This is a genomic window from Pseudarthrobacter sp. NPDC092439, from assembly GCF_044754945.1.
Taxonomy (GTDB): domain Bacteria; phylum Actinomycetota; class Actinomycetes; order Actinomycetales; family Micrococcaceae; genus Arthrobacter.
On record NZ_JBIVQB010000004.1, the window covers coordinates 212,275 to 224,934 of the forward strand.

The following is a 12,660-nucleotide window of genomic DNA, read 5'->3' on the forward strand; positions in this document are numbered from 1 at the left end:
TCCCGCGCGTTCTTGCCGCACTATAAATGAACGTCATTCATTTATAGTGCGGCAAGAAGGCTGCGCCATTCCGATACGAGGACCTTCCGACCCATGAACCCCATTTCCTCCGCAGCGCCCCTGATGCCCGCCGAATGGCATCCTCACACCCGGACCTGGATGGCATTTCCGCCAGCCAACCCCACGTTCGGTGCCGCCGGCAGCAGCACGCTGGCAAGAGCCCGCAACGCCTGGGGAACCGCAGCCAGGACCATTGCCCAGTATGAGCCGGTCACTGTCCTTGCACGCCCGGCCGACGCCGGGATCGCGCGCACCGAACTCGGCGGCGACGTCGCCGTCGTCGAATCACCCCTCGATGACGCGTGGCTCCGTGACTCCGGCCCCACTTTCGTGCACACGAAGGAAGGAGGCGTTGCGGCCGTCGACTGGACATTCAACGGGTGGGGCGGCCAGGACTGGGCCGCATGGGAGAGTGACCGGCACCTGGGGTCATTTGTCGCCGGCCGGGCCGGCGCCGTGGTGCGAAGCAGCAGCCTGGTCAATGAAGGTGGCGGCTTCCACGTGGACGGCGAAGGTACAGTCCTGCTGACAGAAACCGTGCAGCTGGACCCTGGCCGCAACCCAGGCGCCACCAAAGCAACAGTTGAGGCGGAGATCCACGCGCAGCTCGGCACCACCAAGGCCATATGGCTGCCCCGTGGGCTCACCCGCGACTACGACCAGTTCGGCACGCGTGGACACGTCGACATCGTGGCCGCGTTCGCAGCACCCGGCACCGTCCTGCTGCACCGGCAGGAGGATCCGCGCCACCCCGACCATCGGGTCACCCGGGAGCTCCGCAGCATCCTGGAAGATGCTGTGGACGCTGGCGGCCGGCACCTGCGCATCATTGACGTTCCTGCCCCGACAGTCCTGGACGACGGAAGCGGTTTCGTCGACTGGTCCTACATCAACCATTACGTCGCCAACGGCGTGGTGGTGCTCTGCGCCTTTGACGACCCTAATGACAAGGTGGCCGCGGACATCCTGGCCGAGGCCTATCCGGGGCGCACGGTGGAACTCGTGGACGCCCGCGATATCTTCGCCTTCGGCGGGGGCATCCACTGCATCACGCAGCAGCAGCCCGCCCGGAAGGGCGCCCGATGAGCCACTTCGACGTCGTAGAGTCCTCGATTGCGGAGCTCCGCAACGCCATGGAAGCCGGGCTGGTGAGCAGTGAGGACCTGGTCCGCCAATACCTGGCCCGCATCGCGGCGTATGACCAGGGCGGCATCCGGCTGAACGCGTTGGTGGCCATGAACCCCGAAGCCCTCGCCGAAGCCCGGGCGTCAGATGAACGCCGCGCCGCCGGAGCGCTGCTGGGACCGATGGACGGGATTCCATACACGGCCAAGGACAGCTTCAAGGTGCGTGGCCTGACGGTCGCGGCGGGTTCTCCTGCCTTCGAACATCTGGTGGCGCGAACGGATGCGTTCACCATCGAGCGGCTCCGGGCAGGCGGGGCGGTGCTGATCGGATTGACCAACATGCCGCCCATGGCCAACGGCGGCATGCAGCGCGGACTGTACGGGCGGGCGGAGAGCCCCTACAACGCAAGGTACCTGACGGCGGCCTTCGCCTCGGGCTCGTCAAACGGTTCCGGGACCGCGACGGCGGCCAGCTTCGCCGCATTTGGTCTGGCCGAGGAAACCTGGTCATCCGGCCGGGCACCCGCGTCCAACAATGCCCTCTGCGCGTACACACCGTCCCGGGGGGTCATCTCCGTCCGCGGGAACTGGCCACTGGTACCCACGATGGACGTGGTGGTGCCACATACCCGCAGCATGCCGGACCTCCTTGAGGTCCTGGACGTCATCGTCGCCGACGACGCCCAGCCCCGCGGTGACTTCTGGCGCACCCAGCCCTGGGTGAAGATCCCGACGGCGGACAGCGTTCGGCCTGCTGACTATGCTTCCCTTGCGGTCGCGGACAGGGAGTCGGCCGAACGCGCCCTCGACGGGCGGCGCTTCGGAGTTCCCCGGATGTACATCAATGCCGATCCCGGTGCCGGAACGAACCCGGCCCCGGGTTTTGGCGGCCCCACCGGGAAGAAAATCCTTACCAGGCCCTCAGTGCTGGAGCTGTGGCAGCGCCTGAGGGCTGACCTGGAGGCCGCAGGCGCCCAGGTGGTCGAGGTGGATTTTCCCGTGGTCAGCAATTACGAGGGAGACCGCCCCGGTGCACCCACCATCGCCACCCGCGGACTCGTCAGCCCGGCATACCTCGAACGCGAGCTCTGGGATCTGTCCATGTGGTCCTGGAACGACTTCCTCGACGCCAACGGCGACCCGTCCCTGAACCGCCTTGCCGACGTCGACGGGCCCAGCATCTTTCCTCATCCGGACGGGGCACTGCCGGACCGCTACGCCGAACTGGATTTCGACCCTGCCGGGTACGTGGAGCGGGCACGCGAATGCGGGATCCCGGCCCTGGAGGACATTCCGCATCTGGCCCAAGGCCTGCGCGGGCTGGAGGAGACCCGGCGGATCGACCTCGAGGATTGGATGGACCGGCACGGCCTGGACGCCGTCGTCTTTCCGGCGGCGGCCGATGTTGGACCTGCGGACGCCGACACAAACGAGGCTTCGGCAGAGCTGGCATGGCGCAACGGCGTATGGGTTGCAAACGGCAACCTGGCCCTCCGGCACCTGGGCATTCCCACCGTCACGGTTCCCATGGGGACCATGGCCGACACTGGCATGCCGGTGGGGCTGACCATCGCCGGACGGGCCTACACCGACAGCACCCTGCTGCACCTGGCCTCGGCCATCGAGGCCACCCGCCAGCGGCGCACCGTTCCGCCCCGGACGCCGCCACTCGGTGGGAATACCACGCTGCCGCCCCGGTGAGCGGGCACACTGGATGCCATGGATGATTCTGCTGCCGTGACCACCCAAGGCTCCACCGTTGAGGACTGGACCCGCGCGCTGGCCGAGTCCACCGGCTCTCCCGGCGGCGGCGCCGGGACCGGCCTGATGCTGGCGGTGGCGGCGTCGCTCACCTCCATGGTGGCGGGCTATTCAGAGGCCGACGGCGAGGCAGGCGGCGAGGTGGAGCGCATCCGGGCGCGCGCCCGGGACCTTCGGGCCGAGGCGCTGCGCCTGGCTGATGAGGACGCGACGGCGTCGCAGGCTTTCGGGGCCGCCTTCCGGCTGGATCCGGGCCCGGAGCGCGACGAGGCTATCCGGGCCGCCTCGGTGGAAGCCGCGAAGGCGTCCGCGGTGCTGGGCGACCGCGCCATCGCCGCCGTGGACGACCTCGCCTGGCTGGCAGGCAACGGCAACCGCGCCCTGGTTGCCGACGTCGTGGTGGCCTTCGGTGCTCTGCGCGCGGCGGTGGCCGGTGCGCGCACCAACGTCAGCTTCGACCTTGGCGCGCTCCGTTCTGCCGGAAGCACGCTTGAGGACGTCCGCCGGCAGCATCCCGCGTTGTGGTCCACCGTGGAACGGCTCACCGGCGCACTGGAGCGGATCGATGGGCTGGCCGCCGGGATTGATGACCGGGCCGCGCCGACGGACGCTGGCGGTTAGATGGCTACCTGACCTACATGGTGACCTGGCCGCTGACCACGGTCCGGCAGGCGCCGCCCACCCACGTGGTGTCCGCTTCATTCGTGATGCTGATACGGCCGCCGCGGCCCAGCACCGTGCCCTGCTGGACCGTGTAGTTCTCCGGCGCGTTGCCTTCCCGCCGCATCCACTGGGCCAGGCCCGCGTTGACACTTCCCGTTACGGGGTCCTCCGGCACGGCGAGGCTCGGAACGAACGCCCGGACCTCGTAATCCGCCGGGCCGCCCGCGCCATAGGCGCCAATGACGCCAAGGTTCAAGGAGCCCATGGCCGCAAAGTCCGGGCGCAGGCCCAAGACGGTTTCCGCGGAGTCCAGCCTGATGCCCATCCAGCCCGGACCGTTGTCCACCCAGTTGCTGCCCAGGACCCGTACGGGGTCAACGCCCAGGCTCGCCACCGCCTGTTCCAGCGTGGCCTGCTCCACCGGACCGGACCGCCGCAGTGGCGGGGCGGCAAACGCATATTCTGCGGCCCCTGACTGGCCGCCAGCGCGGACGCGCACGAGGCCGGCGCCGCACTCCTGCACCAGCTCCCCCTTGTCCCGGGGCTGTCCGCCCGCGGTGAGCCAGGCGTGTGCCGTGCCCAGGGTGGGATGGCCGGCGAAGGGCAGTTCGTCCGCGGGGGTGAAGATCCGCACGCGGTAGTCCGCTTCCGGAGCGTTGGGTTCCAGCAGGAATGTGGTTTCCGAGAGGTTGGTCCAGTTGGCGAACCGCTGCATCTGACCGGTGGTCAGGGCGTCCGCGCCGTGCACTACGGCCACCGGATTTCCGGGCAGCGGGCCGGGGGCAAAGACGTCCACTTGGGAGAACGGAAATTCGGCGTAGGAAGGCATGGCAGGGCTTTCGGTCCGGCGGGCTGGTTCCTTTACCTTAGGCACGCGGTCCCGCCATGTGTCACACCCCCGCCGTAAGCTGGAGCCATGCCGAGTAACTGGGACAGCCTGGACGCAACTCTTCGCGAATCCGTGCAGCACAACGTGGAGATCTACGAGCGCGTCCGCCCTGCCCTGAAGCTGGTCACCCGGGACGTCCTCACGCTCACCCGGGACATGCTCAAGGACACCGAGGTCACCCCACTGTTCGTCACGGGCCGGACCAAGACCGTTGAGTCCTTCCGCGAGAAGATCTCCCGCGTGGAAGAACCGCTGGAGCCGGGCGGGCCGCCGGTGCTGAAGTTCCCGGACCCGTTCCGCACCTTGAATGACATGGTGGGCATCCGGGTCATCACCAAGCTGCCGGCCGAGAACGCGGTGGTGGCCAACATCATCAAGCGCCAGCGCCAGCTCTTCGACTGCCGCGGGGACCGGGAAAAGGACATCGGCTCGATCGAGTCGGGCACCTACGGCTATTCCAGCCGGCACCTGATCCTGCGGACCCTCCAGAACGAGGCGGTCAAGGAGTATCAGCAGGTCTTCAACCCGGATATTCCGCCCAACGGCAGTTACTTCTTCGAGTGCCAGATCCGCACGATTTTCGCGCACGCCTGGAGCGAGATCGAGCACGACATCCGCTTCAAGGCCGAGGATCCGCGTGCCTGGACGCCGCACTTCGACCGCCAGTTCACGGCGACTGCAGCCATGCTGGAAACCGTGGAGACCGCCTTCGCCGACCTGCACGAGCGCTATGAGGAGGTCCGCAGTTTCTGGGACATGGACGGCGAGGGCGCGGCGCCGCTGACGCCCAACCGCATCCGCGATGTGTGGCGCACCCTCCTTCCGCACGTGGACCGCAAGGTGGATGACGACTGGGGCTGGGCCGCCGAGCTCCTGGCCGCCCACGGCCTCAACCAGACCATGCAGCTGGCCGGGCTGCTCAGCGCCAACCGCATCACCGAGGTGCGCAAGGCCCTGGACCACCGCTACTCCCCCGGCCCGGACCGCCTGCTGGACGATCTCCTCCTGTGGCAGTACGGCACCAAGCACATCGACCTCACTGCGGAAGCGCCCGACGCCGTCCCGCACCCGCGGCGCGACAGCCTCCTGCGGCGATTACGGCAGATCGAACGGTACAGGCTGACCAAGAAATAGGGCGGCGGGATGCCGAATGGCCCGGCGCCCCGTCCTGATGAACAATGAGGGCATGACCAACAACGACGTTCGGCCTGTCTACTTCCTCTCGGACAGCACGGGAATCACCGCCGAGACCCTCGGAAACACCCTCCTGACCCAGTTTCCAGGCAACCGCTTTGACCGCATCACCGTCCCGTTCATTACGTCCGTGGAGCAGGCGCGCAAGGTGGTGGACGGCATTGACAAGCTGGCTGCCCACGGGCTGCGGCCCATCGTCTTTTCCACCGCGGTCAGCAGCGACATCCGCGAGGCCGTGGGCAAATGCAAGGGAACCATCGTCGACCTGATCGGCACGCATGTGGGGCAGCTCGAGCACGCCCTGGGCGCCCCGGCGAGCGGCGAACCGGGCCGGGCGCACGGCGTGGGGAACGCCGAGCTCTACCAAAAGCGGATGGCGGCGGTGGAGTACGCCATGGAGCACGACGACGGCCAGAGCCTCCGCGCGCTGGAAAAGGCCCAGGTGATCCTGGTGGCGCCGTCCCGCTGCGGCAAGACCCCCACCACGATGTACCTGGCCCTGCAGCACGGGATCTTCGCCGCGAACTTCCCGCTGGTGGACGAGGACTTTGGCCGGGAAGGCCTCCCCAAACCGCTGCGCCCGTACGTTGCGAAGTGTTTCGGCCTCTCCTCCAACCCGCTGCGCCTGAGCCAGATCCGCACGGAACGCCGCCGCGGTTCCTCCTACGCGTCGCTGCGGCAGTGCGGATTTGAGCTCCGCAGCGCCGAGCAGTTGTATGTTTCGCATAGGATTCCGTACCTGAACTCGGCCACCGTCTCCGTAGAGGAAATGGCTGCGACCATCCTCCAGCGGATGAACCTCAAGCATTAGGGAAAGTTTTCACAAACTCCGTGTGGCAGACGTCATATGGAAAGACCGCCACAGACCTGTCACTGTGGACGGACTTGCGCCCTGTCCCCCGGCCATCGCCGGAGGAGGACGCATCTAGGCATGCCATTACCTGCGAAGGAGCAGTAAGAATGACAACAGAGATCCTGTGGTTCTCGGAATTGGGACTCAAGGACCTGGACCGGGTAGGCGGGAAGAACGCCTCCCTCGGTGAGATGGTGCAGAACCTGACCTCCGCCGGGGTCCAGGTCCCGGATGGTTTCGCTACGACCGCGGATGCCTACCGGAACTTCCTGGCCGGCTCCGGCCTGGACCAGAAGATCGCCGACCGGCTGGTGGGGCTCGACACCGATGACGTCACCGCCCTGGCCGCTGCCGGCAAGGAAATCCGCAGCCTAATCCGCAACACCCCGTTCCTGCCCAACCTCGAATCGCAGATCCGCGACGCCTACCAGCAGCTGGTGGACAAGCACGGCGGCCACGAGGACCTCTCCTGGGCTGTCCGCTCCAGTGCAACGGCCGAGGACCTGCCGGACGCGTCCTTCGCCGGTCAGCAGGAAACGTTCCTGAATGTCCGCGGCATCGACAACATCCTGCTGGCGATCAAGGACGTATTCGCCTCCCTCTACAACGACCGCGCCATCGCCTACCGGGTGCATCACAAGTTCGAGCACGCTGAAGTGGCACTCTCGGCGGGCATCCAGCGCATGGTCCGCTCCGACGTCGGCGCGTCCGGCGTCATGTTCACCATGGACACCGAGTCCGGGTTCCAGGACGCCGTGTTCGTCACGTCCTCCTACGGCCTGGGCGAGGCCGTAGTCCAGGGTGCCGTGAACCCGGACGAGTTCTACGTCTATAAGCCGGCGCTGCGTGCTGGCCGGCCCGCGATCCTCAAGCGCGGTCTGGGCGAGAAGGCCCTGCAGATGACCTACACCGCCAACCAGGAAATCGGGCGCACCATCGACCTGGTCCCGGTTGCCGCCGACCAGCGGAACCGGTTCAGCCTCAGCGATGAAGATGTCGAGCAGCTCGCCCGGCACGCCATCGCCATCGAAAACCACTACGGCCGGCCCATGGACATCGAGTGGGGCAAGGACGGGATCGACGGCGGCCTGTACATCCTGCAGGCACGCCCGGAAACCGTGCAGTCCCGGCGCGCCGCAGGGAACCTGAGCCGTTTCCGCCTCAACGGCACCGGCCCGGTCTTGGCCGAAGGCCGTGCGATCGGCCAGCGGATCGGCGCCGGCGGCGTCCGTATCCTCACCGCCATCGACCAGATGGCCAGCTTCAAGACCGGCGACGTGCTGGTGGCGGACATGACGGACCCGGACTGGGAACCGATCATGAAGCGTGCCGCCGCGATCGTGACCAACCGCGGCGGACGTACCTGCCACGCAGCGATCATCGCCCGCGAATTGGGGATCCCCGCCGTGGTCGGAACCGGCGACGCCACCGAAACGCTCCGCGACGGCCAGGAAGTCACCGTTTCCTGCGCCGACGGCGAGACGGGCCTGATCTACGAAGGCCTGCTGGACTTCAGCGTGGACGAGACCGAGGTTGACCAGCTGCCCGAAGTTCCGGTCAAGGTCATGATGAACGTGGGCACCCCCGAGCAGGCGTTCACCTTCGCCCAGCTGCCCAACCACGGCGTGGGCCTGGCCCGGCTCGAGTTCATCATCAACCGCCAGATCGGCATCCACCCGAAGGCCCTCCTGAACCTCGAGGACCAGCCGGCCGATGTTGCCGCGGAAATCCGCGAACGGATCGCGGCCTACGAAGGTCCGCGCGATTACTACATCAAGCGGCTGGCGGAGGGCGTGGCCACCATTGCGGCTGCCTTTGCGCCGGAACCGGTGATCGTCAGGATGTCCGACTTCAAGTCCAACGAGTACGCGAACCTCATCGGCGGGCCTGCCTACGAACCGCACGAAGAGAACCCGATGATTGGTTTCCGCGGCGCGTCCCGCTACCTGGAGCCGTCCTTCCGGGACTGCTTCGACCTGGAGTGCGAGGCACTGTCCTTCGTCCGGAACGAGATGGGCCTGACCAACGTCAAACTCATGATCCCGTTCGTGCGGACCCTGGACGAGGCCAGCGGCGTCATCGACCTGCTGGCTGAGAACGGCCTCAAGCGCGGCGAAAACGGCCTCGAAGTCATCATGATGTGCGAGCTGCCGTCCAACGCCCTGCTCGCGGACGAGTTCCTGGAGTACTTCGACGGATTCTCCATCGGCTCCAACGACATGACCCAGCTGGCGCTGGGCCTGGACCGGGACTCGGCCCTCGTCTCAGGCGGCTTCGACGAGCGCAACCCCGCGGTCAAGAAGCTGCTGTCCATGGCCATCAAGGCCTGCAAGGCCCGCGGCAAGTACGTGGGCATCTGCGGCCAGGGCCCGAGCGACCACAGCGATTTCGCCGAGTGGCTCGCCGGCCAGGGCATCGACTCCGTCTCCCTGAACCCTGACACCGTGGTGGACACCTGGCTCCGCCTCGCAGGCCAGGGCGAGGACTCGGGCGCCAGGGAACAGGTAGGCGCCGGGCTGTAACCGGGCCGGCAAAGCCGGTCAAACCAAAGAGGCGGCATCCGCAAGGGTGCCGCCTCTTTGTGCTTCGGGGACTTACCGGGCCATCAACGGTTCCTGGCTGCGGCGCAGGCGTCTCCCGCCGGGCGGGGGCTAGATACAGCTCGGCTGGAACGTCGGGTCAGCCGGGCCGGGTGACGCCAAGGCGTGCGAGACCAGCCGGTGGACCACGGGATCGTTCGGAGCCTGGTCATGTTCAACCAGGTCGAGGGGGCATTTGTCCTGGATGGTGATGTTGGTGACCTGCCGGGCGGAGCCGGCCAGGAACTGGCTGGTGTAGGGGGTGACCACTTCGTCGTACTTGGTTGAAATGACGGTGTAATACGGACCCACCACGGTATCGCCGATGGAGTTCAGCTCGGTCATGAACGCCGAGCCCGCTTCCTGGTCCGCGCACGCCTGGCACACGAATTCCATATCCCCGGTGGATGCCGGGAAGTCTTCCGGTGCCGGGGCGATCACGCCTTCGGTGCCGTGGTTCGAGGGTGCAATCCCTATCAGGTGGTTGACCTTCCGGGCGCCGCCCAGGAACCCCATGTAGTAACGGGGCATCATGCCACCCTGGCTGTGCCCCACGAGGTCAGCCTTCTTGGCGCCGGTGGCAGCGAGAACTGCATCGACGAAGGAGGACAGCTCGCGGGCGGACTCGGTTACAGGCCCCGTGGCCGGAACCCCGTTGGTGGTGCCGTAATTCAGTGCGAAGACGCAGTATCCCTGCCCGGCAAGGACCGGCGAGAGCGTGGACCAGTTCTTGAGCATGCTCTCGAAGGTGCCTGGAACGAGGATGACCGGATAAGGATGCTCAGCGGAGGGCTTGCAGGACCAGTTGTTGGCGCCGGGGGGCGAAATGTCTGCCGTATCGGCGGAAGCGGGCGCAGCCCCGGCAAGCGTCCCGGCCAACAGGGCGAGCGCCGCGAGAAAAACGGAAATGCGTTGGGACATCGGAAACCTCTTCGTATCAACGTCCGCCCCCAGAAGTGGGAGCGTGCACCCATTTACGCTAGGTTCCAGCTGATCCGCGGGCAACGGTTCTGGGAAAACGTGCAGGAGCCGGCGCATCTGGACATCTCCTTCGGCGCGTAGCACGATCTGACGTGTGAGCACCGAAACCACTGCAGCCAGCCGGAAGGGCGGCCTGCACGCCGCCGACACCCACGACATCATCCGGGTGCAGGGTGCCCGGGAGAACAACCTCAAGGATGTCAGCGTTGAGCTGCCCAAGCGCAGGCTCACCGTATTCACCGGCGTTTCGGGTTCCGGCAAGAGCTCCCTGGTCTTCGCCACGATTGCCGCCGAATCCCAGCGGATGATCAATGAGACGTACAGCGCCTTCGTGCAGGGCTTCATGCCCAGCCTGGCCCGCCCGGACGTGGACCGGCTGGAGGGACTCACCACGGCGATCATCGTGGACCAGGAGCGGATGGGCGCGAACCCGCGCTCCACCGTGGGAACCGCCACGGACGCCAACGCCATGCTGCGTATCCTGTTCAGCCGGATCGGAGACCCCTACATCGGCCCGCCCACCGCGTTCTCCTTCAACGTGCCCACACGTAAGGCCAGCGGCGTGATGAGCAGGGAAAGGGACGGCCGGGTGGAAAAGAACGTGGTCCGCCAGGTCACCTACCTGGGCGGCATGTGCCCGCGCTGCGAGGGCATGGGCAACATCAGCGACATCGACCGGACCGCGCTCTATGACGACTCCAAGTCGTTGAACGACGGCGCCCTGACCGTACCGGGCTACTCGATGGACGGCTGGTACGGCCGGCTGTTCGAGGGCATGGGCCTGCCAATGGACAAGCCAATCGCGGCGTTCACCGCCAAGCAGCTGGACACGATGCTGTACGCCGAGCCCACCAAGATCAAGGTGGAGGGCGTGAACCTCACGTTCGAGGGCATCATCCCCAAGATCCAGAAGTCGATGCTGTCCAAGGACGTGGAGGCCATGCAGCCGCACGTACGCCGCTTCGTGGAACGGGCCGTCACTTTCGCCACCTGCCCCGAATGCAAGGGAACCCGACTCACCCCGGAAGCACTGTCCGCCCAAATTAACGGCAGGAACATCGCAGACCTGTGCGCCCTGCAGATCAGTGACCTGGCCCAATGGATCCGGGAGCTCGACGCACCCTCGGTGAAGCCGTTGCTGGACGGGCTGCGGGACCTGCTGGACGCTTTCACCGAAATCGGCCTGGGCTACCTCTCCCTGGACCGCCCTGCCGGTACCCTCTCCGGCGGTGAGGCGCAGCGGACCAAGATGATCCGGCACCTGGGCTCCTCGCTGACCGACGTCACCTATGTCTTTGACGAACCAAGCATCGGCCTGCACCCGCACGACATCGAACGGATGAACACGCTCCTGCTGCAGCTGCGGGACAAAGGCAACACCGTCCTGGTGGTGGAGCACAAACCGGAGATGATCGCCATTGCCGATCACGTCGTCGACCTCGGCCCGGGCGCGGGCACCGGCGGCGGCGAGATTGTCTACGAGGGCGGCGTGGAAGGGCTGCGATCCAGCGATACCGTCACGGGAAGGCACCTGGACGACCGCGCCCGCCTCAAAGCTGCGGTGCGGAGCGCCGCCGGGGTCCTCGAGGTACGCGGCGCATCAATGCACAATCTGCGCAACGTCGACGTGGATGTCCCCCTGGGCCTGCTCTGCGTGGTCACGGGCGTGGCCGGGTCCGGCAAGAGTTCGCTGATCCATGGGTCACTGGCCAAACGCGAGGGCGTGGTGGTCATCGACCAGGGAGCCATCAAAGGTTCCCGCCGCAGCAACCCCGCCACCTACACCGGCCTCCTGGAACCCGTCCGCAAGGCGTTCGCCAAAGCCAACGGGGTCAAGCCGGCACTCTTCAGCTCCAACTCGGAGGGCGCGTGCCCCACCTGCAACGGGGCGGGCGTCATCTTCACCGAACTCGGCGTCATGGCCACGGTGGAGTCCACCTGCGAGGAGTGCGAGGGCCGCCGCTTCCAGCCGGCCGTCCTGGAGTACACGCTGGCTGGACGGAACATCGCGGACGTGTTCGACATGCCGGTGGACGCCGCGCTGGCCTACTTCGCCGAGGGCGAGGCCAAGACCCCCGCGGCGCACAGGGTCCTGGAACGCCTGGCGGACGTTGGCCTTGGCTACATCACGCTGGGGCAGCCGCTCACCACGCTGTCCGGCGGCGAGCGCCAGCGGCTGAAGCTCGCCACACAGATGGCCGAGAAAGGCGACGTCTATATTCTGGACGAGCCCACCACGGGCCTGCACCTGGCCGACGTCGAGAACCTGCTGGGCCTGCTGGACCGCCTGGTGGAGTCCGGTAAGTCGGTGATCGTGATCGAACACCACCAGGCGGTGATGGCGCACGCTGACTGGATCATCGACCTGGGCCCGGGCGCCGGGCACGACGGCGGCACGGTGGTTTTCGAGGGCACGCCGGCAGATCTTGTTGAGGGGAGAGCGACACTCACCGGACAGCACCTCGCGGCCTACGTCGGGGCGTGACAATGCCGGGCCGGCTTCTTGGGCCGGCCCGGCATCTGGTGGTTACGGGCCTTCCAATAAACCCTCAG

The 12,660-nt window shown here is 66.9% G+C and carries 9 protein-coding genes; 7 read left to right on the forward strand and 2 right to left on the reverse strand.

What is annotated here, in order from left to right:
* The first annotated feature begins 93 nt into the window (after positions 1-93).
* From ACIQCM_RS11490 to ACIQCM_RS11500, 3 genes are read left to right on the forward strand one after another with little or no spacing between them, the layout of a single operon-like run.
* Positions 94-1,146 carry an agmatine/peptidylarginine deiminase gene (locus ACIQCM_RS11490; protein WP_400607835.1) on the forward strand — a complete coding sequence of 351 codons (1,053 nt, stop codon included), beginning with the start codon at positions 94-96 and terminating at the stop codon, positions 1,144-1,146.
* Positions 1,143-2,888, forward strand: a complete 1,746-nt coding sequence (locus ACIQCM_RS11495; RefSeq protein WP_400607838.1) for an amidase — start codon at positions 1,143-1,145, stop codon at positions 2,886-2,888. Before ACIQCM_RS11490 ends, ACIQCM_RS11495 begins: the two co-directional genes overlap by 4 nt.
* Positions 2,889-2,906: 18 nt before the next feature.
* On the forward strand, positions 2,907-3,569 hold the full coding sequence (locus ACIQCM_RS11500; RefSeq protein ID WP_400607841.1) for a cyclodeaminase/cyclohydrolase family protein: 663 nt from the start codon (positions 2,907-2,909) through the stop codon (positions 3,567-3,569).
* A 13-nt stretch (positions 3,570-3,582) separates the two neighbouring features.
* Here ACIQCM_RS11500 and ACIQCM_RS11505 read toward each other — a convergent pair whose 3' ends face one another.
* Entirely contained in the window at positions 3,583-4,440 is an 858-nt protein-coding gene (locus tag ACIQCM_RS11505) for a PhzF family phenazine biosynthesis protein (protein ID WP_400607904.1), read from the reverse strand.
* A gap of 87 nt (positions 4,441-4,527) precedes the next feature.
* Between ACIQCM_RS11505 and ACIQCM_RS11510 the strand changes: the two genes are divergently transcribed.
* From ACIQCM_RS11510 to ppsA, 3 genes are all read left to right on the forward strand, one after another.
* Complete coding sequence (locus ACIQCM_RS11510) at positions 4,528-5,634, forward strand: GTP pyrophosphokinase family protein (protein ID WP_377216436.1); 1,107 nt, start codon at positions 4,528-4,530, stop codon at positions 5,632-5,634.
* Positions 5,635-5,686: 52 nt separating this feature from the next.
* On the forward strand, positions 5,687-6,505 hold the full coding sequence (locus ACIQCM_RS11515; protein WP_377216435.1) for a pyruvate, water dikinase regulatory protein: 819 nt from the start codon (positions 5,687-5,689) through the stop codon (positions 6,503-6,505).
* Between the two features lie 149 nt (positions 6,506-6,654).
* On the forward strand, positions 6,655-9,069 hold the full coding sequence (gene ppsA, locus ACIQCM_RS11520) for a phosphoenolpyruvate synthase (protein WP_400607844.1): 2,415 nt from the start codon (positions 6,655-6,657) through the stop codon (positions 9,067-9,069).
* Positions 9,070-9,198: 129 nt separating this feature from the next.
* Here ppsA and ACIQCM_RS11525 read toward each other — a convergent pair whose 3' ends face one another.
* Entirely contained in the window at positions 9,199-10,047 is an 849-nt protein-coding gene (locus ACIQCM_RS11525) for an esterase/lipase family protein (protein WP_400607846.1), read from the reverse strand.
* A gap of 154 nt (positions 10,048-10,201) precedes the next feature.
* Between ACIQCM_RS11525 and ACIQCM_RS11530 the strand changes: the two genes are divergently transcribed.
* Complete coding sequence (locus tag ACIQCM_RS11530; protein ID WP_400607848.1) at positions 10,202-12,592, forward strand: ATP-binding cassette domain-containing protein; 2,391 nt, start codon at positions 10,202-10,204, stop codon at positions 12,590-12,592.
* Positions 12,593-12,660 lie beyond the last annotated feature (68 nt).